This window comes from Streptomyces sp. NPDC023838 (assembly GCF_040639555.1).
Classification (GTDB): domain Bacteria; phylum Actinomycetota; class Actinomycetes; order Streptomycetales; family Streptomycetaceae; genus Streptomyces.
Genome location: NZ_JBFAAD010000018.1, coordinates 85,746 through 107,577 on the forward strand (window position 1 = coordinate 85,746; position 21,832 = coordinate 107,577).

Here is a 21,832-nt window from a genome sequence, read left to right on the forward strand (position 1 = left end):
AACCACTTCGCGGGCGACCTCCACGCGCGCGTGGAGGCGTACGGGGCGCCGGAGCCGGTCAGACCACGGAATCCGTACGAGGCTCGGCGCGCTCCGGGGCGCTGACCCCCGCCACCACGTCCTGATCATCCGTCAGGCCCCGCATCAGCAGCCAGTACCCCGCCGCGGCCACCGTACCCAGCACCGCGCAGGCCGCCCACAGCCAGTCCGCCCCGAAGTGGTCCACCACGAAGCCCGACAGCAGGGGGGCGACCAGGGCCGCCACCGACCAGGACATCGTGTACACGCCCTGGTAGCGGCCTCGGCCGTGGACGGGGGAGAGGCGCACCACCAGGCCCGTCTGGGTAGGTGAGTTGACGATCTCGGCCAGCGTCCAGACGCAGATCGTCAGCGCGTACACCGCCACCGATCCGGCGAACGCGGTCAGCCCGAAGCCGTACCCCGCGAGGAGCGCCGAGACGATCAGCAGCCGGCGCGGGTCGCGGTGCTCGATGGCCCGGGTGACCGGGATCTGGAGGGCGACGATCAGTACGCCGTTGACCGCGATCGCCAGGCCGAAGTCCGCGCTGGAGAAGCCGTCCGCGCCCATCGCCACCGGCAGTCCGACGTAACCCTGCTGGAAGATCAGGGAGATGAGGAAGGACAGGCCGACCACGCCCATGAAACGGCCGTCGCGGAAGACCGTGCCGAGGCCGATCTCCGGCTCGCGGTCGCGCTCCCGTACCGTCGAGGTCGCCTCGGGGCGGGACTCGGGCAGCTTCAGGAAGACGAGGACCGCGCAGGTCAGGGTCATCGCCGCCTCGCCGAGGAAGCCCGCCAGATAGCTGTGCTGGGCGACGAACCCGGCGCCCGCCGAGGAGACGGCGAACCCGAGGTTGATCGCCCAGTAGTTGAGCGAGAAGGCCCGCATCCGGTCCTCGGGCTTCACGATGTCCGCCATCATCGCCTGGACCGCCGGGCGCGAGGCGTTGGAGGCCATGCCGACCAGGAAGGCCACCGCGACGATCGCCGCCGGGTCGGTCATGAAGCCGAGCAGTGCCACCGAGAAGGCCGTCGCAGTCTGGGCGATCATCATCGTGGGGCGGCGGCCGAGCCGGTCCGTCAGGACGCCCGCGCCGAGCGAGGAGACCACGCCGCCCAGGCCGTGCAGGGAGACCACCAGGCCCGCGTACGAGGCCGAGTAGCCACGCTCATGGGTCAGATAGAGGGTCATGAACGTGGCGACGAACGCCCCGAGCCGGTTGATCAGCGTGCTCGTCCACAGCCACCAGAACTCCCGGGGCAGACCTGAGACGCTTTCCCGTGCGGCGCGTCTGAGACTGGTGACGGACATCGATTCCCCCGAGTGTGTGTACGTGTGCGTGTGCCTGTAAGTGGCGCAGGCAACGTCTGCAACTTACGACGCGGGGTTCGCCACCCGCCACTGAATTGACGCTTCCCGTCAATCGGGGGCGCGGGGTCCACCGTTCGAGACGCCCGCCCGACCTTCCCGCCCGCGCGCGCGAGGCCCTCCCCGCGTCGATTACGCTCGGACGCATGGCCGACGCACCGTACAAGCTGATCCTCCTCCGCCACGGCGAGAGCGAGTGGAACGAGAAGAACCTGTTCACCGGGTGGGTGGACGTCAACCTCACCCCGAAGGGCGAGAAGGAGGCGGCGCGCGGCGGTGAGCTGCTCAAGGACGCCGGCCTGCTCCCCGACGTGCTGCACACCTCCCTCCAGAAGCGCGCCATCCGCACCGCCCAGCTCGCGCTGGAGTCCGCGGACCGCCACTGGATCCCGGTCCACCGCAGCTGGCGCCTGAACGAGCGGCACTACGGCGCGCTCCAGGGCAAGGACAAGGCGCAGACGCTCGCCGAGTTCGGCGAGGAGCAGTTCATGCTGTGGCGCCGCTCGTACGACACCCCGCCGCCGGCCCTTGAGGACGGCACCGAGTTCTCCCAGTCCGACGACGCGCGCTACGCGACGATCCCGCCGGAGCTGCGCCCGCGCACGGAGTGCCTCAAGGACGTCGTGGTCCGGATGCTCCCGTACTGGTACGACGGCATCGTCCCGGACCTGCTCGCGGGCCGCACGGTCCTGGTGGCGGCGCACGGCAACTCGCTGCGCGCCCTGGTCAAGCACCTCGACGGCATCTCCGACGCCGACATCGCGGGCCTGAACATCCCGACGGGCATCCCGCTGGTCTACGAGCTCGACGCCGACTTCAAGCCGGTCAAGCCCGGCGGCACCTACCTCGACCCGGACGCGGCCGCGGCGGCGATCGAGGCGGTCAAGAACCAGGGCAAGAAGTAAGCGGTACGCACGAAGACATACGAGTGGGGCCCGTCCGGATTCCGGACGGGCCCCACTCGTCCACCTGTCAGCCGCAGCCGCCGCCGCACTGGCACGAGCCGCCCGACTGGCAGCCGCACGAGCAGCCTGGGCCGCACTGGCAGCCGGAGGCGTTCGGAGTGGGGGTCTCGGTCATGGTCCCTCCCGGGGTTGGGGGTACGCGTACCTCACCCCCATTGGATGCCCAGGGGGGCAGGCGCATCAACGGCGCGTGCGCGTGAACCTCGCGCGCTGTGCGTGCCCCGAAGCGCCCCCGCTTCCCGGGCTACGCGCCCTCGACCTGCGCCGGTGCCTGCTGGAGCTCGTCCGCGTGCTCGCCCGTGACCAGGTAGACGACGCGCTTGGCCACCGAGACCGCGTGGTCCGCGAAGCGCTCGTAGTAGCGGCCGAGCAGCGTCACGTCGACGGCCGTCTCGATGCCGTGCTTCCAGCGGTCGTCCATCAGGTGCTGGAAGAGCGTGCGGTGCAGCAGGTCCATCTCGTCGTCGTCCTGCTCCAGCTGGAGCGCCAGGTCGACGTCCTTGGTGATGATCACCTCGGCGGCCTTGGCCATCAGGCGCTGGGCCAGCTGGCCCATCTCCAGGATGGTGGCGTGCAGGTCGTGCGGGACCGCCCGCTGCGGGTAGCGCAGCCGGGTCAGCTTGGCGACGTGCTGGGCCAGGTCGCCCGAGCGCTCCAGGTCGGCGCTCATGCGGAGCGAGGTCACGACTATGCGGAGGTCCGTCGCGACGGGCTGCTGACGGGCCAGCAGGGCGATCGCCCGGGCCTCAAGGTCGTGCTGGAGGTCGTCCACCTTCTGGTCGGCGGCGATCACACTCTCGGCGAGCTTGAGGTCGGCGTCGAGCATGGCCGTCGTGGCGCGCCCGATCGCCGACCCGACAAGGCGGGCCATCTCGACCAGGCCCTCGCCGATCGAGTCAAGTTCCTCGTGGTACGCGTCCCGCATGGGTGTCCCTCTTTCGATGACTCCGGGCAATGTTCCGGGGAGGCGGGGTGTCCTGACCCCCACGCTCCCACGTTCCGTGGGTTACGCGTCCGATTCGGCCACACCAAGTGAACCGGCACTATCACCATGGTGAACTCTGGGCGACGAACGTTCGAGCAGGCACCCGGATGGCTGGGAGAGTGTCGGTGGGCCCGCATAACCTGGATGCATGGACGTGAACGCGGCGGTCGCCGCAGCTGCAGCGATCGCCGGGCTGTGCACCGGTGTCATCGCCATGCTGGCGTTCCGCTGGAGCGAGCGCGACCAGGCGCGGCCCACCCGGACATCCCTGCACACGGACGCGGTCCTGCCGCCCGGCGTGGACACCGTGCTCTCGGTGCTCCGCTCCTCGGCGGTGGTGCTCGACGAGAGCGACTCGGTGGTCAAGGCGAGCTCCGCGGCGTACGCCCTGGGGCTGGTCAGGGGCGGAAAGCTGGCCGTGGAGCCGATGCTCCACATGGCCCGCGACACCCGGCGCGACGGTGAGATACGGCAGGTGGAGCTCGACCTTCCGCGCCGGGGCACCGGCCGCGGCGAGGCCCTCGCGGTCTCGGCGCGCGTGGCGCCCCTCGGCTCGCGCCTGGTGCTGCTGCTGGTCGAGGACCTCACCGAGGCCCGGCGCATCGAGGCGGTCCGGCGCGACTTCGTCGCCAACGTCAGCCATGAGCTCAAGACGCCGGTCGGCGCGCTCTCGCTGCTCTCCGAGGCCGTCATGGACGCCTCGGACGACCCCGAGGCGATCACCCGGTTCGCGGGCCGCATGCAGATCGAGGCCAACCGGCTGACCAATCTGGTCCAGGAGCTCATCGACCTGTCCCGGGTCCAGAACGACCACCCGCTGGACGACGCCGAGCCGGTCCGGGTCGACGAGCTGGTGGCCGAGGCCATCGACCGCTCCCGCCACCCCGCCTCCACCAAACAGATCACGATGGCCGCGGGCGGCACGGCGGACCTCTACGTCTGGGGCAACCGCGGCCAGCTCGCCGCCGCCCTCGGCAACCTCGTCGAGAACGCCGTCAACTACTCCCCGGCCAGGACCAGGGTCGGCATCGCGGGCCGCCGCGTCGCCGCGCCCGGCGGGGACCTGATCGAGATAGCCGTGACCGACCAGGGCATAGGCATCTCGGAGAAGGACCGGGAGCGCGTCTTCGAGCGCTTCTACCGCGTGGACCCGGCCCGCTCCCGCGCCACCGGTGGTACGGGCCTGGGCCTGGCCATCGTCAAACACGTGGCCGCCTCGCACGGCGGGGAGGTCACGGTCTGGAGCTCCGAGGGACAGGGCTCCACCTTCACCCTGAGGCTGCCGGAGGCCGGGGCCGTACGGGACCGCGCCGCACCCGATCCCGCAGGCCCGGACGACGACCCCGTCGACGAGCCGCCGTACGACACCTTCCCCACCGCGCACGTCTCCACCACTGTGCCCCCTGCCCCGGAGGTCCTTCCGTGACCCGAGTGCTCGTCGTCGAGGACGAGGAATCGTTCAGCGACGCCCTGTCCTACATGCTCCGCAAAGAAGGATTCGAGGTCGCCGTGGCGGCCACCGGGCCCGACGGGCTGGACGAGTTCGAGCGCAACGGCGCCGACCTCGTCCTGCTCGACCTGATGCTGCCGGGGCTGCCCGGCACGGAGGTCTGCCGCCAGCTGCGCGGCCGCTCCAACGTCCCGGTGATCATGGTGACCGCCAAGGACAGCGAGATCGACAAGGTCGTGGGCCTCGAAATAGGAGCCGACGACTACGTCACCAAGCCCTTCTCCTCCCGCGAGCTCGTCGCCCGCATCCGCGCGGTGCTGCGCCGGCGCGGTGAGCCGGAGGAGGTCACTCCGGCGGCCCTGGAAGCCGGCCCGGTCCGGATGGACGTGGACCGCCACGTGGTCACCGTCTCCGGCGGCAAGGTCGACCTTCCGCTGAAGGAGTTCGACCTCTTGGAGATGCTGCTGCGCAACGCGGGCCGCGTGCTGACCCGTATGCAGCTGATCGACCGGGTCTGGGGCGCGGACTACGTCGGCGACACCAAGACCCTCGACGTCCACGTCAAGCGCCTACGCGCCAAGATCGAGCCCGATCCCGGCGCGCCGCGCTACCTGGTGACGGTGCGGGGTCTCGGCTACAAGTTCGAGCCGTAAACCGGAGGTCGTGCGTCTGCGGAGCCCCGCCCCGGAGGGTTCAGGGAACGGCGGACCATACGAGGAGGGGCCCCGGACATCGTCCGGGGCCCCTCCTCGTCTACTGCCCGCCTGCGTCAGTGGGCCGCGCCCGTGCTCGCGCCGCCCGACGGCTTGCCGCCCTTGGCCGGGGTGTTCGAGGGCTTGCCCGAGGGCTTGCCGCTCTCGGGGGCGCCCGGCGTCGTGGACGGGGCTCCGCCCGGCGCGCCCGGCGTTGCCTCCGGGGACTTGGGGGCCTCGCTGGGGCCGTAGCCCTCGAAGTAGCTGGTGGAGGGGACCACGTACGCGCGCAGCGTCACCTCGCCGGTCTTGCTCAGCTGGAAGGTGACGGGCTGGGCGTCGCCGTTCTTGGCGGCCTCCTTGCCGTTCTCCACCACGGCGGACGCGTTGTCCTTGCCGCCCAGGACCAGCGAGCCGTGCGCGGGGACGGTGAGTCCGCTCTTCCCCTTGCCGGGGGAGAGCTTCACCGTGGCGCCGGAGGACGCGAGCTTGACCCCGTCGAGCGTCTGCGGCTTGTCGCCGTTGTTGAACACGGTCGCCGTGATCACGGCGGGCCCGGCCGCGTCGGCCTTGGGCTGCGTGATGACGGTCGCGTTCTGGATCTTGATGTCACCCACCTTGACGGCGGCGTTGTCCGGCTTCACTTCGAGCGTCTGCGCGTCGTTGCCCGCCGAGCAGGCGGCGAGAGAGGCGAGCGAGAACGCGATGGCAGAGGCGGCGAGGGCGCCGCGTCGAAGGCTGCGGCTCACGGCGGCGGCAACTCCTTGGACGTAAGGACATCTAAAGGACGGCTAAGTCTGTGTCAGCTGGCTTAGGTTACCGAGCCGTCCTCGCGACCCCGCACCCGACCCGCCCCTCAGGCCCCTCCGGCGCGCCCGGCCCCGTACGCCGTTCCCCGCACACCCGCCGAGCGTGCTCCCGGAACCGTCACCTCCACCCCCGTGAGACGTCCGCACCCGCTCTGATCTCGGAGTTTCGCGCGGCGTTCACATATCGCCGGTGATCAATTCTCCGGACCGCCACGTATTCCTTACCGAAAACCTCCCGGCCCGGGTCCGTTGATCAATTCACGAAAAAGTCGCGGTCACGCCGAACGGGTGACCGATCACCGAACGGAGCAGTGGAAGTCCACCGCTTGGAACCAGACAAAACGGGACGTTCGGACCAGTTGAGGGGGGTTGCGAAGAGTGTGACGGGCATGTTTCCCTGCCCCCGAACAGCCGCTCCGACCTGCGAATACCCCCTCCCGCGAGCCCTCCGCAGCACGTTCCTGTTGCTGTTGTCAAGCCCCGAGATATGCCCTGACCTGCGAAAACGCCATTCAGAACAGCCTGTTCTCGTGTTACCCTGGATAGCCACGGAAGGGGTACCTGTCACATGACGTTCAAGGTTGGCGACACCGTGGTCTATCCCCATCACGGGGCCGCGCTGATCGAGGCCATCGAAACTCGCCAGATCAAAGGCGTGGACAAGACCTACTTGGTGCTCAAGGTCGCCCAGGGCGACTTGACGGTGCGCGTACCCGCGGACAATGCGGAGTTCGTAGGCGTGCGCGATGTGGTCGGGCAGGACGGGCTGGACCGGGTCTTCGAGGTGCTGCGTGCACCGTATGCCGAAGAGCCCACGAACTGGTCCCGTCGTTACAAGGCAAATCTGGAAAAGCTCGCCTCCGGCGATGTCATCAAGGTCGCCGAAGTGGTGCGCGACCTGTGGCGTCGTGAGCGCGAGCGCGGACTCTCCGCAGGTGAGAAGCGCATGCTCGCCAAGGCGCGGCAGATCCTGGTGAGCGAGCTGGCACTCGCTGAGAACACCAACGAAGACAAGGCCGAGGCCCTTCTCGACGAGGTCCTCGCGTCCTGACACTGGTGAGTCCGGGGGCTTCGCCTCCCGGAGGACCAGCAATTGCCGCGGTGCCCGCTGACCAGCAGTGATCCTACTGCTGTGTCGCCGGGCGCTGCGGCATGTTCGGACATCATTCGTACGCACGGCACCCGCAGCGGCGTGCCGGGCCGGGCAGAGCGCCCGACCGGTCGTCACGGAAGGGGCCGGTCAGGGCGTCGCGCCCAGCTTGCTGAGGCCATACCCATGTCCCCGAAGGACACAAACCTTGTCTGAGGAAACGCGCGTTTTCCGCACCGCCGCCGTGATCCCCGCGGCCGGTCGCGGCGTGCGGCTCGGCCCGGGCGCCCCCAAGGCGCTCCGCACGCTGAACGGCACGCCCATGCTCATCCACGCCGTACGGGCGATGGCCGCCTCCCGCGCCGTCTCGCTCGTCGTCGTCGTGGCCCCGCCGGACGGCGCCACCGAGGTGAAGAACCTGCTGGCCGAGCACGCCCTGCCGGAGCGCACGGACTTCGTCGTGGTGCCCGGCGGCGAGACCCGCCAGGAGTCCGTCCGGCTCGGCCTGGACGCGCTGCCGCAGGGCATCGACGTGGTCCTCGTCCACGACGCGGCCCGCCCGCTGGTGCCGGTCGACACCGTCGACGCGGTGATCGAGGCCGTACGGGACGGGGCCCCGGCCGTCGTCCCCGCGCTGCCGCTCGCCGACACCGTCAAGGAGGTCGAGCCGCGCGCCGACGGCACCCCGGAGCCGGTCCTCGCCACGCCCGACCGCTCCCGGCTGCGCGCCGTCCAGACCCCGCAGGGCTTCGACCACGCCACGCTGGTGCGCGCCCACGAGAGCGTCACCGGCGACGTCACGGACGACGCGTCCATGGTCGAGCGGCTCGGCCTGAAGGTCGTGGTCGTGCCCGGCCACGAGGAGGCCTTCAAGGTCACCCGCCCGCTGGACCTGGTCCTGGCGGAGGCGGTCCTGGCCCGCAGGAGGGCGAACGATGGCTTCTGAGCAGCCGCCGGCGACCCGGGCGAACCAGGCGGCCCCGGCCCCGGGCGGCAGCCAGGGACCGGTATTGCCGCAGGTCGGCATCGGCACCGACATCCACGCCTTCGAGGAGGGCCGCGAGCTGTGGTGCGCGGGCCTGCTCTGGCAGGACGAGGGGCCCGGCCTCGCGGGCCACTCCGACGCCGACGTCGTCGCGCACGCCGCCTGCAACGCGCTGTTCTCCGCGGCCGGCCTCGGCGACCTCGGCGCCCACTTCGGCACCGGACGCCCCGAGTGGTCCGGCGCGTCCGGCGTCACGCTGCTCACCGAGGCGGCCCGGATCGTCCGCGCCGAGGGCTTCGGCATCGGCAACGTGGCCGTCCAGGTGGTCGGCCCGCGCCCCAAGATCGGCAAGCGGCGCGACGAGGCGCAGAAGGTGCTCTCGGACGCGGTCGGCGCGCCGGTCTCGGTCTCCGGCGCCACCACCGACGGCCTCGGCTTCCCCGGCCGCGGCGACGGCCTCGCGGCGATCGCCACGGCGCTGGTGTACCGGACCGGATGAATCCGTTCCGGCGGCAGCCGGAAAAGTCGGCCGGAAGTTCGCCGCAAAGCCCGCCGGAAAAGCTTCTGTCACACTTCTGTGCCCCGTGGCCCAAGGGTCGCGGGGCACTGCTACGGGCCCACTACCCTGGAGTGGTGACTATTCGCCTGTACGACACCAGCGCCCGGCAGATCCGTGATTTCACCCCGCTCGTGCCGGGCTGTGTCTCGATCTACCTCTGTGGCGCGACCGTGCAGGCCGCCCCGCACATCGGGCACGTCCGCTCCTACCTCAACTTCGACATCGCGCGCCGCTGGTTCCAATACCGCGGCTACGACGTCACGTTCGTCCGCAACGTCACCGACATCGACGACAAGATCATCACGAAGTCAGCCGAGCAGGGCCGCCCCTGGTGGTCGATCGGGTACGAGAACGAGCGCGCCTTCAACGACGGCTACGAGGCGCTGGGTTGCCTGCCGCCCACCTACGAGCCGCGCGCGACCGGACACGTGCCGGAGATGATCGAGATGATGCGCGGGCTGATCGAGCGCGGTCACGCGTATGTGGCGGACGGCAGCGTGTACTTCGACGTGCGCTCCTTCCCGGGCTACCTGGAGCTGTCCAACCAGGACATCGACGACCTGCGCCAGCCCGACGAGGGCGTCGCGGGCAAGCGCGACCCCCGCGACTTCGCCATGTGGAAGGCGACCAAGCCGGGCGAGCCCGACTGGGAGACGCCCTGGGGGCGCGGCCGTCCCGGCTGGCACCTGGAGTGCTCGGCGATGGCCCACAAGTACCTGGGCAGCGCCTTCGACATCCACGGCGGCGGGCGCGACCTGATCTTCCCGCACCACGAGAACGAGATCGCCCAGGCCAAGGCCTTCGGCGACGACTTCGCCGCGTACTGGATGCACAACGCCTGGGTCACCATGTCCGGCGAGAAGATGTCCAAGTCGCTCGGCAACTCGGTCCTCGTCTCCGACATGGTCAGGCAGTGGCGCCCGATCGTCCTGCGCTACTACCTCGGCACCCCGCACTACCGCTCGACCATCGAGTACAGCGAGGAGGCCCTGCGCGAGGCCGAGTCGGCGTTCGCGCGCATCGAGGGCTTCGTCCAGCGCGTCGCCGAGAAGGCCGGGGGAGTGGTCGAGCCCGCCGCCGAGGTGCCGCCCGCGTTCGCCGAGGCGATGGACGACGACCTGGGCGTCCCGCAGGCCCTCGCGATCGTCCACACCACGGTCCGCCAGGGCAACAGCGCGCTGGCCGCCGACGACAAGGACGAGGCCGTCGCCCGGCTCGCCGAGGTCCGTGCGATGCTCGGCGTCCTCGGTCTGGACCCGCTGGACGCCCACTGGGCGGGCGAGGCCGACCGCGGCGACGATCTGCACGGGGCCGTCGACACGCTCGTACGGCTGGTGCTGGAACAGCGCGAGGCGGCCCGCGCCCGCAAGGACTGGGCCACCGCGGACACCATCCGCGACCAGCTGACCCAGTCCGGCCTGGTCATCGAGGACAGCCCCAGCGGCCCCCGCTGGACCCTCGGCCCCCGCTGACGGGGAAGCGCGATGTGCCGCCCGGGCGACTGGGCGGCACACTTCATATACGTACGTACGCAGGACCCACGGACGCAGCGACGCCCCGTAGGTCGCTAAATCACGGAAACAGGTAGGTCATGGCCGGGAACAGCCAGCGCAGGAACCGCCGCACGTCCAACAAGAAGGGCGCGACGGTCGGCAGCGGTGGCCAGCGGCGCCGGGGCCTGGAGGGCAAGGGGCCCACGCCCAAGGCCGAGGACCGCAAGAAGCACAAGAAGAACCGCATCGCCACCGCCAAGGCCAAGCAGGCGGCGACCCGCCGCCCGGCCCCGCGCCGCGGCGGCCCGAAGGGCACGTCCGAGATGGTCGTCGGCCGCAACCCGGTCTTCGAGGCGCTGCGCGACGGCGTCCCGGCGACCACACTGTACGTACAGCAGTACATCGACAACGACGAGCGGGTGCGCGAGGCGCTCCAGCTCGCGGGCGAGCGCGGCAACATCAACCTGATGGAAGCCCCGCGCGCCGAGCTCGACCGGATGACCAACGGGCTCAACCACCAGGGCCTGGTCCTCCAGGTCCCGCCGTACGAGTACGCGCACCCGCAGGACCTCCTGGAGGCGGCGTACGACAACCACGACGAGCCGCTGATCGTCGCCCTCGACGGCGTCACCGACCCGCGCAACCTCGGCGCGATCGTCCGCTCCACCTCCGCCTTCGGCGGACACGGCGTGGTCGTGCCCGAGCGCCGCGCGGCCGGCATGACGGCCGGCGCCTGGAAGTCCTCGGCGGGCACCGCGGCCCGTACGCCGGTCTCGCGCGTCACCAACCTGACCCGCGCGCTGGAGGACTACAAGAAGGCCGGCGTCACGATCGTGGGCCTGGCGGCCGACGGCGAGCACACGGTCGAGCAGCTGGAGGCGCTGGCGGGTCCGGTCGTCATCGTCATCGGCAGCGAGGGCAAGGGCCTGGGCCGTCTCGTTGGCGAGACCTGCGACTACCGGGTGCGCATCTCGATGCCGGGCGGCGCCGAGTCGCTGAACGCCGGTGTCGCGGCGGGCATCGTCCTGTACGAGGCGGCGCGCCGCCGCAAGGGCTGACGCCCGGCCGGTACGCGGCCGGGGCCCGTCCGGTGTAGGTGATCTTGACGGGCCCCCGACAGACCGATCCCCGTCAAGGCAGTGTCCTAAAGCTCCGTCACTCGGTTAGATGAGTGTGGACACCAGAACGCCCCGGCCCGGGTTCGATGATCAGCCTGCCCTGAGTATGGTCAAGGTGGACTCCGACCCCGCGCAGGTCATCGTCAACCACGCCAGTTTCCGGGTGCATTTCGCCCCGAAGGCCCAGCCGAGGCGCTCCCTGGCGGATCCGGCGCGGCTGCCGGCCGCCGCCGGGGGCGCCGCGCGCCGCAGGGCCCCGGTGGTGTGGAGCGGCCGGGCGGCGCCCGGGGCGACCGGCCTGCTGCAGGCGGTGCGCGGCCTGGACGCGCCGGGCGCGTCGCTGCAGCGGGGCGCCACCCAGGTCATCCCGCGCGTCGACGAGGACACCAGGCCGACGCCGGTGGTGGTGGGCCCGCGCTCGCCGCTCGGGGACTCCACCGGCGGCGCGGACAGGGCGCTGCTCCAGGCGGTGCGCCAGGGTGCGTACCGGGACGGCGAGTTCGACGAGTTCGAGCGGGGCTACGAGGACGACGGCTCCCAGGGACGCGACGGCCACGACGGCTTCGACAGCCACGACGGCTCCGACGCTCGCGGCCAGCGGCACGCCGCGGACCAGGTGCGGCACGCGTACTACCCGGGCCGCCGGATGAACCTCGGCGTGGTCCTCCTCCCGCTGCGCGTCTTCCTCGGCTTCATCTCCGTGTACGCGGGGATGGGCAAGCTCTGCGACCCCGTCTACTTCGACGGCGGCGAGCGCGGCTCGATGATGAAGTGGCTGAACTCGCTGCACCCGTGGGCCCTCGCCGAGCCGCTGCGCACCTTCGCGCTCCAGCACCCGGTCGGGGCGGGCCTGTCGGTGGCCTTCCTCCAGATCGTGGTGGGCGTGCTGACCATGCTGGGCCTGTGGCAGCGGGTGGCGGCGGTGTTCGGGGCGCTGCTGTCGGCGGCGCTGCTGCTGACGGTGAGCTGGCAGACGGTCCCGGCGTACGACGCGCCGGACTTCATCTACCTCGCCGCCTGGTCCCCCCTGATCACGGCGGGCGCGCCCGTCTACTCGCTGGACGCCCGCCTCTCCGGCGAGGCCTGGCGCCGCCTCGGCCCGCGCTCCACGCTGTGGGAGCTGCGGCGGCGGGTGCTGCGGCGGGGCACGGTGATGGCGACCGTGGTGGTCGGGCTGACCCTGCTGATCGGCTCGCTGCTGGGCGGCGCGGTGCGCTCCACCGAGATGGTGACGGTGCCGGGTCCCCACTCCGACCCGACCAACTACCTCCCGGGCACTCCGCTGGCGCCCGCGCCGCACACCCCGGCGGCGCGCCGCCCCGGCTCGCCCAAGCCGTCCGTGAGCGGGTCGGCCAAGCCGTCGGCGAAGCCGTCGAAGCGGGCGTCCTCCAAGGCCGTACGGGAGTCCGGGACGGTCGGGGGTGTGCCGAGCCAGACGTCCCAGGGGACGACGGGGCACAAGCCGGCGCCGTCCCGCCACCGGGCGCCGGCGGCGCCGCCGTCGACGAGCTCCGGGCCGACGTCGACGGGCGGCGCGTCGACTCCGTCGGGGGGGTCGGGCACGACGAGCGGTAACCGAAACCCGATCGGCGGCCTCCTGGGCTGACGCGGCCCCCCCGGGGGCTTCGCCCGCGGCCCCGTGTGCGGTGTGGGCTACCCGGGGCTTCGCCCCCGGGCCCCTTATTCGTCTGCGACCCGGTGGGGGGCTGGTCGCGCAGTTCCCCGCGCCCCTAAAAGCGCCCCTCCGGGGCGCACCCTGCTGCTCGCGCCGACGCGGCGGAGCCGCACATGTCACAGCCCCGCGCCCCTGGGATGCCGCGCAGCGGCATTTAAGGGGCGCGGGGAACTGCGCGACCAGCCCAGCACGGTCCGCAGACGAACACGGGGGCCGGGGCCGCAGGCCCCGTGAAGGGGTGTAGGGGGCCGGAGCCCCCGCAAACGGGGGCCGGGGGCGCAGCCCCCGGGAGAGACCCTCAGTGGCGGGCCGCCGCCAGTTCCTTGGCCGCCTCCGTCAGGTCCTTCGCCGTGTCGATCGCCCGCCAGTACGCCCCGTGCGGCAGCGGATACCCGGCCAGGCGCCGCTCGCGGGCCAGGCGCGGGAACGTGGTGCGCTCGTGGTCGCCCCGGTCCGGGAGGAGAGCGGTGAAGGCGGAGGAGAAGACGTACACGCCCGCGTTGATCAGATACGGCGACGGCGGGGACTCGATGAAGTCCGTGATGTGGCCGAAGGCGTCCGTCTCGACGGCGCCCCACGGGATCCGGGGCCGGGCCAGGGCCAGCGTGGCCGTGGCGTCGCGCTCCCCGTGGAAGGACGCCATCTCCCGCAGGGAGAACCGCGTCCAGATGTCACCGTTCGTGGCGTACCACGGCCGATCGGGATGCGGCAGGTGCGCGGCCGCGTACTTGAGGCCGCCGCCCCGCCCCAGCGGCTCGCTCTCGACGACCGTCGTGACCCGCAGCGGCAGATCCGCCGAGTCCAGCCACTCCTGGAGCACACCGGCGAGATGGCCGCAAGAGATCACGGCGTCGGTGACGCCCTCCGCGGCCAGCCAGGCGAGCTGATGGCCGATGATCGGGGTCCCGGTGCCCGGGATCTCGACCATCGGCTTGGGGCGGTCGTCGGTGTACGGACGCAGTCGTGAGCCCTGGCCGCCCGCCAGGACCACGGCCTGCGTCGGGAAGGTCGAAGTCGTGCTCGCAGTCATGCGGTGAACGATATGCCGTGCGCCGCGGGCGCCGGCGCTCAGGACTCCTGAGCCACACCCGACGCGAACGACGTGTCACAGACGGGGCGCGAGTACGACTGGGCCTTCACGGGGCCGTAGTGCTCCACGGCGGCCCGCCCGAGCGCCCGCGCGATCGACATGCAGTGCCGGGCGAGCGAGGGGCGCTGCTCCACCTCGCGCTGGAGGTGGGTGAGGGCGGTTCCGGGGCCCCTCTCCTGGAGTTCGACGAGGAGCGCGTCGCGCAGGACGTCCTGTGGAGCGCGTGGCTTCGCGCGTACGGAGACGTCCTGGGAGGAGGCGGTCAGCAGCTGCGAGCCGCTGGTCCCGGCCCAGTTGACCCGGGTGACCGCGAGCGTCCCGGAGAGGACCAGGACGACGGGCAGGACGAGAGCTAGGGTGCGGCCGATTCGGCGGGCTGTGTGCGTCACGGAGGCGAGCGTAGCGGGGGGTAATGATTTGGCGACACTTAGTCACCCGGTCGAGGGATGGTTCGAGGCGGCGTTTCGAATCCCGTGTTGACGAACGCAGTTCGAAATGGCCGGTCTGCCGGGGTATTTGTCGACAGCCCCCGGGGGACAGACCTCCCGGGGGCAGGCCCCGCCACAAGGGAAAGCCCCGCACCCCGGTAGGTGGGTGCGGGGCCGGCTGACGTGCCGCCGTACGTCAGTCGCTGAGGCGCTCGCCCGTCGAGGTCGAGAAGACATGCGTCTCGCCGGGGCGCGGGACCACGTGGAGCTGGGTGCCCTTCTCCGGGACCGAGCGGCCGTTCACGCGGACCACGAGGTCCTTCTGCTCGCCGCCGACCTCGGCCGTGCCGTAGACGTAGCCGTCGGCGCCGAGCTCCTCCACCACGTTCACCGTGACGGCCAGGCCCGCGGGCTCGGCGTCGGAGTCCTTCGTGAGGGACTTCGCCACGCCGCCGTTGTGCTCGACGATGTCGAAGTGCTCGGGGCGCACGCCGACGGTGACCGTGCGGTCGCCCCGGTCGGCGGCCGCGGCCAGCGCCTCACGGCTCACCGGCACCACGCTGTTGCCGAACTTCACGCCGCCGTCGGTGATCGGGACCTCGACGAGGTTCATGGCGGGGGAGCCGATGAAGCCCGCGACGAAGAGGTTGGCCGGGCGGTCGTACATGTTGCGGGGGCTGTCCACCTGCTGGAGGAGGCCGTCCTTGAGGACCGCGACCCGGTCGCCCATCGTCATGGCCTCGACCTGGTCGTGGGTGACGTACACCGTGGTGATGCCGAGGCGGCGCTGGAGCGAGGCGATCTGCGTACGGGTCGAGACACGGAGCTTGGCGTCCAGGTTGGACAGCGGCTCGTCCATGAGGAAGACCTGCGGCTCGCGGACGATCGCGCGGCCCATGGCGACGCGCTGGCGCTGGCCGCCGGAGAGCGCCTTGGGCTTGCGGTCCAGGTACTCGGTGAGGTCGAGGATCTTCGCCGCCTCCTCGACCTTCTTGCGGATCTCCGCCTTGTTGACCCCGGCGATCTTCAGGGCGAAGCCCATGTTGTCGGCGACGGTCATGTGCGGGTAGAGCGCGTAGTTCTGGAACACCATGGCGATGTCCCGGTCCTTCGGCGGGAGGTGGGTGACATCGCGGTCACCGATGCGGATCGCTCCGCCGTTGACGTCCTCCAGGCCCGCGAGCATCCGCAGGGAGGTGGACTTTCCGCAGCCCGAGGGGCCGACGAGGACGAGGAACTCGCCGTCCTCGATCTCGATTTCGAGCCCGTCGACCGCGGGCTTGGTGGAGCCCGGGTAGATCCGGGTCGCCTTGTCGAACGTGACAGTGGCCATGGGAGACCTGTCCCTTCACCGGCAGGAACGTGCCGGACGATCCGAGTAGAGGGAGAAGTGGTGTAGTCCACCTGAGTGGGCTGCACGAGACGCTACCCGGCGATGTCCGATCTGTCAGCAGGTGGGAGAGGGGAACTTCCTGGAGCGCCCGATCGTGCTCTGTGTAGAGTGAGGGAGCCCTCACTCGTGGGGGAGCCCTCACTGGGTGGGGGAGCGGCCGCCTTAGCTCAGTTGGCTAGAGCGCTTGACTTGTAATCTTGAGGTCGTCGGTTCGATTCCGACAGGCGGCTCCACCGAAACACCGCGTAACACCGTGTCCCGGACCTCCCTGGTCCGGGACAATTGTGTTTCCCGGGGTGTTCAGGGGTGTTCAGGGTCGCGCCGGGGTGTTCAGGGGCGTGCCGGGGCGGGTGTGCACGGGGTGTGCGGGGAAAGGGGCCGGGGAGCCGTATGAGTCGTCGTTCCAGCGGGCTGGTCGGGGTGTGGGCGGAGGCGCAGCGGCAGCAGCAGCGCCAGCAGGAGGCCCAGCGCCGGGCGTCGGTCCAGCAGCAGCGGCAGTCGGAGCGCCGGCAGCGGGAGTACGAGCGGGACGCGGCCAGGATCCACCGCGAACAGCGGGCGGCCTACCGCCAGAGCCGCGAGGCGGACGCCCGCCTGCGCTCGCAGGAGCTGGACGCGCGCGTGGAGGCGCTGACGGGGCTGCTGGCGGCGGGCTGCGCCGAGCCCCCGTTCCGTACGGCGGCGCTGCTGCGCGAGGAGAGAATCGAGCCGTTCGCGCCGGGGGCGCTGGCGCAGCCGGTGGCGATGCCGGACCCGGCGCGCTACCAGGCCCAGGGCGGCGGCTGGACGGCGGGCCGCCGCGCCCACGCCCAGCAGGAGGCGCAGGCCGCCTACCAGCGTGACTGGGACGCGGCGCAGCTGGCCGAGACCGAGCGGCGCCGCCAACTCGCCGACTACCGGGCGCGGTACGAGTCGTGGGCGCAGGGGCAGCTCGCGGAGGTCCGGGGGCACAACGCGGGCGTGGCCGAGCTGGTGGGCAGCTTGCGCGCGGGCGAGCCGGACGCGGTCGTGGAGTACTTCTCGGCGGCCCTGTACGCGGCGTCGGCGTGGCCGGAGGGCTTCCCGCGCCAGCTGTCGTGCGCGTACGACCGGGGCGCCCGGCAGCTGGTGCTCGACTGGGAGCTGCCCGCCCTGGACGTGGTCCCGGCGGCCAAGTCCGTACGGTACGTGGCGAGTACGGACGAGGAGCGCGAGTCGCCCCGCCCGGTGTCCCAGCGGCGCGCGCTCTACCGGGACGCGCTGGCGCAGAGCGTGCTGCTGGTGGTGCGGGACCTGTTCGCGGCGGACGAGTTCGGCGTACTGGACTCGGTGGCGCTCAACGGTTTCGTGGACGACGTCGACCCGGCCACCGGCCGCCGGGCGGAGATCTTCCTGGCGACGGTGATGGTGGACCGCGCGGCCTTCCAGGGCCTGAACCTGACGCAGGTGAGCGCGGTGGACTGCCTGGTGGAGGCGGTGCGCGGCCAGCTCTCGGCCCGCCCCGACCAGCGGGCCGCGGTACGTCCGGTGCGCCGCCCGGGCGACGTCGGTACGGGAGTGGTCACCCACGGCGCCGACTCCGCGCACTCCACCGAGCCCGACCTGTTCGTGATGGACCCGATCGAATTCGAGTCCCTGGTGGCGGAGTTGTTCCGCGCGCGGGGGATGGACGCGGTGACGACGCAGCGCTCCAACGACGGCGGGGTGGACGTGGAGGCGGTGGACCCCGACCCGATCAGCGGCGGCCGGATCATCGTCCAGGTCAAGCGCTACCGCAACACGGTGCCGCCGACGGCCGTCCGCGACCTGTACGGCACGGTCCAGGGCGCCGGGGCCAACAAGGGTGTCCTGGTGACGACATCGGGCTTCGGCCCCGGTTCGTACGCCTTCGCCCAGGGCAAGCCGCTGACCCTGGTGTCCGGGGCGGAGCTGGTGGACCTGCTGCACGCGTGCGGGCTGCGGGGGCGGCTGGGGGAGCGGCCGGTGCCGGGGCAGCGGGGGCCGTCGGACACGGTCCCGGACATGATCCCGGCCACGCTGGTGGATGTGCCGCGGGGGCACGACTCCGGTGACTCCGACTACGGCTCCGACCCCCACCCCGGCATCGACTCCGACTCCGACCCCGACTCCGACTCCGACTTCAACGTCCTGGGCATGACCTGGACCGGATCGGTCGTCCTGGACGTGTGCGCGCTGGTGTGCGCGGGGAACCGGGTGCTCGACGACGACCACTTCGTGTTCTTCAACAACCGGGAGATTCCCGGGGGTTCGGTCCGGATGGTGCCGGGCGCGCTCGGCGACCGGGCGGCGGTCCGGGTGGCGTTCGACGCGCTGCCGCCGCGCGCCGACCGCCTGGTCCTGGTCGCCTCGGTCGACCCCGAGGCCAACCCGGACGCGGACCTGTCCGGCTTCACGGACGCGGGCATCCGCCTGCGCGACGCGAGCGGCACGGAACTGGACCGGCTGGAGGTCTCGGACGGCCGCGCGGGCGAAACGGCCCTGGTCCTGGGCTCGTTCCGGCGCCGCGCGGGCGACGACTGGGACTTCGTGGTGGGCGGACGGGGGTACCGGGGCGGTTTGGAGGAGCTGATCGGGGACTTCGGGATAGAGGTGGAGTAGGCCCCACCCCGCCCCTTTCCCCAAACCCTCCGGGGGTGGCGGGGTGGGGGGCCGGGGCTCCGCCCCGGGCTCCAGGCGGGGGCTCCGCCCCGGGCTCCAGGCCGGGGCTCCGCCCCGGGCTCCAGGCGGGGGCTCCGCCCCCTGCGCCCCCTCGCGGTCGGCTCGGCACGGCTCCTCAATGCCGCCCGGAAACCCGGTCGGCCAGGACTGCGATGCGGTCGGTTTTTGCCGCATGGCTCGTCAGTTCGCGGCGGTCCGCCTCGCGGTACGCCGCGTACATCCCCTGCACGCCCAGCCAGCGGAAAGGTTCCGGCTCCCAGCGGCGGACCTTGTGGTTGACCCAGGGCAGGGCGGTGAGGTCGGTGGGGCCGGCCTGGCCGGAGTCCTGCTGGACCAGGTCGCGCAGGGTGCGGGCCGCGAGGTTGGCGGTGGCCACGCCCGAGCCGACGTAGCCGCCCGCCCAGCCGAGCCCCGTCGAGCGGTCGAGGGTGACGGTGGCGCACCAGTCGCGCGGCACCCCGAGCACCCCCGACCAGGCGTGTGTGACCTCGACCCCGGCGAGCTGGGGGAAGAAGCGGATCAGGATCTCGCGCAGGGCCTCGATCGTCTCCGGCTGCGTACGGCCGTCGTTGTCGGTGCGGGAGCCGAAGCGGTACGGCACGCCGCGCCCTCCGAGCGCGATCCGGTCGTCGGCGGTGCGTTGCGCGTACATGTACGCGTGCGCCATGTCGCCCAGCGTCTCGCGGCCCTCCCAGCCGATCGTCTCCCACAGCCCGGCCGGCAGCGGCTCGGTGGCGATCATGGATGAGTTCATCGGCAGCCAGGCGCGTCGCTGGCCCTTCAGGGACGCGGTGAACCCCTCGGTGCAGCGCAGGACGTACGGGGCGCGGACCGTGCCGTACGGCGTGACCGCGTGCTTGGGGCGGATCTCCGTCACCGGGGTCGACTCGTGGACGGTCACGCCCAGCGCCTCGACGGCCGCGGCCAGGCCCTTGACCAGCTTGACGGGGTGGATGCGGGCGCCGTGCGGGGTCCAGGCGGAGCCGACGGCCCCGGCGACCCGGATCCGCTCGGCGGTCTCGCGGGCCCCGAGCAGCAGCCGGTCCTTCTCGCCGAACTCCACCTCGGCGGCGTGGAAGGCTTTGAGGCGCCCCAACTGGGCCGGGGTATAAGCGACTTCCAGCACGCCGCCCTGATGCACATCCGCGTCGATCGACTCCTCGGCGGCGGCCCGCACGACCTCCCCGACGGTGTCGTTCATGGCCCGCTGGAGGCGCACGGCGGCCTCGTGGCCGTGCAGCTTCGCGTACCGGTCGCGGCCCGCGATGCCGTTGTAGAGCCAGCCGCCGTTGCGGCCGGAGGCGCCGTAGCCGCAGAAACGGGCTTCCAGGACGGTGATGTTGAGGAAGGGGACGGCCTTCTTGAGGTAGTACGCCGTCCACAGTCCCGTGTAGCCGCCGCCCACGATGACGACGTCCGCCGTCGCGTCGCCGGTCAGGGGCTCGCGGGGAGCGGGGATGCCGTCCTGCGCGTACCAGAAGGAGATGCCGCCGTTGATCGTCCGCGTGCTCATGGGGCTTGTTGGTACACCGCCGGGTCCGGCCTGTCCAGAGGCGGAATCCGCAGGTGCGGGAACCGTGGCCGGGGGTCGGGACGCTCGCCGGGCGCCCGGCGAGGGCACAGGCGGAGGATGCGGAAACGTTCGCGAAGGCGCTCAGGGACGCCGGTATCTCCTGCCGTACCTCCTGCCGTACCTCCTGCCGGCCCCGCCTGCTGCTGCCGCCGGATCCCAGGGCGCGCCCCGCCCCCGCACGAGCGGGTAGCAGGCGAACCCGACGAGTACGGACGTGAAGTGGCCCAGGTCCGTGAAGGTGCGGCCGGTCAGGAGCGGGGTCCCGTACAGGACGAGGACGCAGGCGGCGTACACGTACCGCCAGGGAGCCGCGATCCGATAGGTCAGCACGCCGACGACCCCCGCGAGGGCGTAACTCACCCCCACATCAAGGGTGTGGACGGCCGAGTGCGGCGCGACGTCGTGGTGCACCGCCCACAGCAGCGCGCCCTCGCTGAGGTAGGTGGCGAGCACGTGCGCGAGGACGACGACCGCGAGCCAGCGGAGGGTGCCGAGCCAGCGCTCGGCCTGGGCGTGGAAGACGGTGTAGAGGACGGCGTACGGGAGCCAGCGGCCGCCGTCGATCCACAGGGCACTGGTGATCAGGACCCGGACCGGGTTGGTCGACAGCTCGTGGATGTTGGTGGAGCGCTGCCGCAGGAACTCCTCCTCGAACTCCGGCGACATGTGGTGCAGGGCGATGGTGGTCACGAACAGGACCGCCAGCCAGAGGTAGGTGCCGGGGGCGCTGCGGACGTAACGCCACACGGCGTGCACCGCCCGGCGCGGGCGCGGGCGCAGGCTCGGGCTCGTCCGGAGGAATCGGCTCATGGACCGATTCACGCACGCGGGTAGGGTCGGGCGGGTGATCGACATCCCGGCGGTCCTGGTGGGGTCGTCCCAGGGAGCGGAACCCCCGCGAGCGGTCCGGTGCCGCCCGGTTACCCTGCGGCCATGATTCGTACCGCGACGCCCGAAGACGTCCCCGTCATCCACGCCATGGTCCGCGAGCTGGCCGAGTACGAGAAGTGTCCGGACGAGGCGCGGGCGACGCAGGAGCAGCTGCACGAGGCGCTGTTCGGCGAGCGCCCCGCGGCGTACGCGCACATCGCCGAGACCGACACCGGCGAGCCCGCGGGCTTCGCGCTCTGGTTCCTCAACTTCTCGACCTGGCGCGGGGTGCACGGCATCTACCTGGAGGACCTGTACGTACGCCCCGAACAGCGCGGCGGCGGCCACGGCAAGGCCCTCCTGACCGAACTGGCCCGCATCTGCGTGACCCGCGGCTACGGCCGACTGGAGTGGTCGGTCCTCAACTGGAACGCCCCGTCCATCGCCTTCTACGAGTCACTGGGCGCGCGGCCGCAGGACGAGTGGACGGTCTACCGGCTGACGGACGAGGCGTTGGGGGAGCTGGGGCGGGTGGAGTAGCGGTGTTCCGTGGTGGCGCCGTGGCGTCGTGGGTGGCCACCAGTCGGGGAACCTGGTGGTGGGCGCGGT

The 21,832-nt window shown here is 71.8% G+C and carries 19 protein-coding genes and 1 tRNA gene; 12 read left to right on the plus strand and 8 right to left on the minus strand.

Annotated features, from left to right (window positions below; genetic code table 11):
* Nucleotides 1-58: 58 nt before the first annotated feature.
* Nucleotides 59-1,333 (minus strand): MFS transporter, encoded by a 1,275-nt coding sequence (locus AB0G17_RS22260; protein ID WP_361385371.1) that lies wholly within the window; start codon nucleotides 1,331-1,333, stop codon nucleotides 59-61.
* A gap of 203 nt (nucleotides 1,334-1,536) precedes the next feature.
* On the opposite strand from AB0G17_RS22260, the gene AB0G17_RS22265 reads away from it, so the two are divergent.
* Nucleotides 1,537-2,295 carry a phosphoglyceromutase gene (locus AB0G17_RS22265; protein WP_361385374.1) on the plus strand — a complete coding sequence of 253 codons (759 nt, stop codon included), beginning with the start codon at nucleotides 1,537-1,539 and terminating at the stop codon, nucleotides 2,293-2,295.
* Between the two features lie 304 nt (nucleotides 2,296-2,599).
* Here AB0G17_RS22265 and phoU read toward each other — a convergent pair whose 3' ends face one another.
* Nucleotides 2,600-3,280, minus strand: coding sequence for a phosphate signaling complex protein PhoU (phoU, locus tag AB0G17_RS22270; RefSeq protein ID WP_361385377.1), 681 nt, complete (start codon nucleotides 3,278-3,280; stop codon nucleotides 2,600-2,602).
* 208 nt (nucleotides 3,281-3,488) lie between these two features.
* Here phoU and AB0G17_RS22275 point away from each other — a divergent pair, with 208 nt between their 5' ends.
* Together AB0G17_RS22275 and AB0G17_RS22280 are read left to right on the plus strand one after the other, a co-directional pair.
* Entirely contained in the window at nucleotides 3,489-4,766 is a 1,278-nt protein-coding gene (locus AB0G17_RS22275) for an ATP-binding protein (protein ID WP_361385380.1), read from the plus strand.
* Complete coding sequence (locus AB0G17_RS22280; RefSeq protein ID WP_017242433.1) at nucleotides 4,763-5,443, plus strand: response regulator transcription factor; 681 nt, start codon at nucleotides 4,763-4,765, stop codon at nucleotides 5,441-5,443. Before AB0G17_RS22275 ends, AB0G17_RS22280 begins: the two co-directional genes overlap by 4 nt.
* Nucleotides 5,444-5,559: 116 nt before the next feature.
* Here the strand turns inward: AB0G17_RS22280 and AB0G17_RS22285 are convergent, their stop codons facing one another.
* The gene (locus AB0G17_RS22285) at nucleotides 5,560-6,231 is read right to left on the minus strand and encodes a DUF461 domain-containing protein (RefSeq protein ID WP_361385383.1); all 672 of its coding nucleotides are present in this window, start codon (nucleotides 6,229-6,231) and stop codon (nucleotides 5,560-5,562) included.
* 628 nt (nucleotides 6,232-6,859) lie between these two features.
* Between AB0G17_RS22285 and AB0G17_RS22290 the strand changes: the two genes are divergently transcribed.
* From AB0G17_RS22290 to AB0G17_RS22315, 6 genes are all read left to right on the plus strand, one after another.
* Nucleotides 6,860-7,342 (plus strand): CarD family transcriptional regulator, encoded by a 483-nt coding sequence (locus AB0G17_RS22290; RefSeq protein WP_003953493.1) that lies wholly within the window; start codon nucleotides 6,860-6,862, stop codon nucleotides 7,340-7,342.
* Between the two features lie 247 nt (nucleotides 7,343-7,589).
* Nucleotides 7,590-8,327, plus strand: coding sequence for a 2-C-methyl-D-erythritol 4-phosphate cytidylyltransferase (gene ispD, locus AB0G17_RS22295; RefSeq protein WP_361385386.1), 738 nt, complete (start codon nucleotides 7,590-7,592; stop codon nucleotides 8,325-8,327).
* Nucleotides 8,317-8,865 (plus strand): 2-C-methyl-D-erythritol 2,4-cyclodiphosphate synthase, encoded by a 549-nt coding sequence (ispF, locus tag AB0G17_RS22300; RefSeq protein ID WP_361385389.1) that lies wholly within the window; start codon nucleotides 8,317-8,319, stop codon nucleotides 8,863-8,865. The genes ispD and ispF overlap by 11 nt, the downstream gene beginning before the upstream one ends.
* Before the next feature lie 134 nt (nucleotides 8,866-8,999).
* Entirely contained in the window at nucleotides 9,000-10,397 is a 1,398-nt protein-coding gene (gene cysS / locus AB0G17_RS22305) for a cysteine--tRNA ligase (protein ID WP_361385392.1), read from the plus strand.
* A gap of 119 nt (nucleotides 10,398-10,516) precedes the next feature.
* Complete coding sequence (gene rlmB, locus AB0G17_RS22310) at nucleotides 10,517-11,476, plus strand: 23S rRNA (guanosine(2251)-2'-O)-methyltransferase RlmB (protein ID WP_361385395.1); 960 nt, start codon at nucleotides 10,517-10,519, stop codon at nucleotides 11,474-11,476.
* 109 nt (nucleotides 11,477-11,585) lie between these two features.
* Nucleotides 11,586-13,142 carry a DoxX family membrane protein gene (locus AB0G17_RS22315; protein WP_361385398.1) on the plus strand — a complete coding sequence of 519 codons (1,557 nt, stop codon included), beginning with the start codon at nucleotides 11,586-11,588 and terminating at the stop codon, nucleotides 13,140-13,142.
* 367 nt (nucleotides 13,143-13,509) lie between these two features.
* Here the strand turns inward: AB0G17_RS22315 and AB0G17_RS22320 are convergent, their stop codons facing one another.
* The 3 genes from AB0G17_RS22320 to ugpC all read right to left on the minus strand — a co-directional run bounded on the left by AB0G17_RS22320 (nucleotide 13,510) and on the right by ugpC (nucleotide 16,062).
* Nucleotides 13,510-14,241 (minus strand): nucleotidyltransferase family protein, encoded by a 732-nt coding sequence (locus AB0G17_RS22320; protein ID WP_361385401.1) that lies wholly within the window; start codon nucleotides 14,239-14,241, stop codon nucleotides 13,510-13,512.
* 38 nt (nucleotides 14,242-14,279) lie between these two features.
* Nucleotides 14,280-14,690 carry a hypothetical protein gene (locus AB0G17_RS22325; RefSeq protein ID WP_361385404.1) on the minus strand — a complete coding sequence of 137 codons (411 nt, stop codon included), beginning with the start codon at nucleotides 14,688-14,690 and terminating at the stop codon, nucleotides 14,280-14,282.
* A 235-nt stretch (nucleotides 14,691-14,925) separates the two neighbouring features.
* Entirely contained in the window at nucleotides 14,926-16,062 is a 1,137-nt protein-coding gene (gene ugpC / locus AB0G17_RS22330; protein WP_361385407.1) for a sn-glycerol-3-phosphate ABC transporter ATP-binding protein UgpC, read from the minus strand.
* Between the two features lie 216 nt (nucleotides 16,063-16,278).
* Between ugpC and AB0G17_RS22335 the strand changes: the two genes are divergently transcribed.
* A tRNA-Thr gene (locus tag AB0G17_RS22335) sits at nucleotides 16,279-16,355 on the plus strand.
* A 157-nt stretch (nucleotides 16,356-16,512) separates the two neighbouring features.
* Nucleotides 16,513-18,720 carry a restriction endonuclease gene (locus AB0G17_RS22340; protein WP_361385410.1) on the plus strand — a complete coding sequence of 736 codons (2,208 nt, stop codon included), beginning with the start codon at nucleotides 16,513-16,515 and terminating at the stop codon, nucleotides 18,718-18,720.
* Between the two features lie 175 nt (nucleotides 18,721-18,895).
* On the opposite strand, the gene AB0G17_RS22345 is transcribed toward AB0G17_RS22340, so the two are convergent.
* Together AB0G17_RS22345 and AB0G17_RS22350 are read right to left on the minus strand one after the other, a co-directional pair.
* Nucleotides 18,896-20,293 carry an FAD-dependent oxidoreductase gene (locus AB0G17_RS22345; protein WP_361385413.1) on the minus strand — a complete coding sequence of 466 codons (1,398 nt, stop codon included), beginning with the start codon at nucleotides 20,291-20,293 and terminating at the stop codon, nucleotides 18,896-18,898.
* Between the two features lie 141 nt (nucleotides 20,294-20,434).
* Entirely contained in the window at nucleotides 20,435-21,163 is a 729-nt protein-coding gene (locus AB0G17_RS22350) for a rhomboid-like protein (protein WP_361385416.1), read from the minus strand.
* A 123-nt stretch (nucleotides 21,164-21,286) separates the two neighbouring features.
* Here AB0G17_RS22350 and AB0G17_RS22355 point away from each other — a divergent pair, with 123 nt between their 5' ends.
* Nucleotides 21,287-21,763, plus strand: a complete 477-nt coding sequence (locus AB0G17_RS22355; RefSeq protein ID WP_361385419.1) for a GNAT family N-acetyltransferase — start codon at nucleotides 21,287-21,289, stop codon at nucleotides 21,761-21,763.
* The last annotated feature ends 69 nt before the right edge of the window (nucleotides 21,764-21,832 follow it).

Coding starts and splice junctions, on each gene's coding strand:
- AB0G17_RS22315 (WP_361385398.1), top strand. CDS start 11,586: ATGAGTGTGGACACCAGAACGCCCCGGCCCGGGTTCGATGATCAGCCT.
- AB0G17_RS22350 (WP_361385416.1), bottom strand. CDS start 21,163: ATGAGCCGATTCCTCCGGACGAGCCCGAGCCTGCGCCCGCGCCCGCGC.
- AB0G17_RS22345 (WP_361385413.1), bottom strand. CDS start 20,293: ATGAGCACGCGGACGATCAACGGCGGCATCTCCTTCTGGTACGCGCAG.
- AB0G17_RS22340 (WP_361385410.1), top strand. CDS start 16,513: ATGAGTCGTCGTTCCAGCGGGCTGGTCGGGGTGTGGGCGGAGGCGCAG.
- AB0G17_RS22260 (WP_361385371.1), bottom strand. CDS start 1,333: ATGTCCGTCACCAGTCTCAGACGCGCCGCACGGGAAAGCGTCTCAGGT.
- ispF (WP_361385389.1), top strand. CDS start 8,317: ATGGCTTCTGAGCAGCCGCCGGCGACCCGGGCGAACCAGGCGGCCCCG.
- AB0G17_RS22290 (WP_003953493.1), top strand. CDS start 6,860: ATGACGTTCAAGGTTGGCGACACCGTGGTCTATCCCCATCACGGGGCC.
- rlmB (WP_361385395.1), top strand. CDS start 10,517: ATGGCCGGGAACAGCCAGCGCAGGAACCGCCGCACGTCCAACAAGAAG.
- ugpC (WP_361385407.1), bottom strand. CDS start 16,062: ATGGCCACTGTCACGTTCGACAAGGCGACCCGGATCTACCCGGGCTCC.
- AB0G17_RS22355 (WP_361385419.1), top strand. CDS start 21,287: ATGATTCGTACCGCGACGCCCGAAGACGTCCCCGTCATCCACGCCATG.
- AB0G17_RS22265 (WP_361385374.1), top strand. CDS start 1,537: ATGGCCGACGCACCGTACAAGCTGATCCTCCTCCGCCACGGCGAGAGC.
- AB0G17_RS22320 (WP_361385401.1), bottom strand. CDS start 14,241: ATGACTGCGAGCACGACTTCGACCTTCCCGACGCAGGCCGTGGTCCTG.
- phoU (WP_361385377.1), bottom strand. CDS start 3,280: ATGCGGGACGCGTACCACGAGGAACTTGACTCGATCGGCGAGGGCCTG.
- AB0G17_RS22275 (WP_361385380.1), top strand. CDS start 3,489: ATGGACGTGAACGCGGCGGTCGCCGCAGCTGCAGCGATCGCCGGGCTG.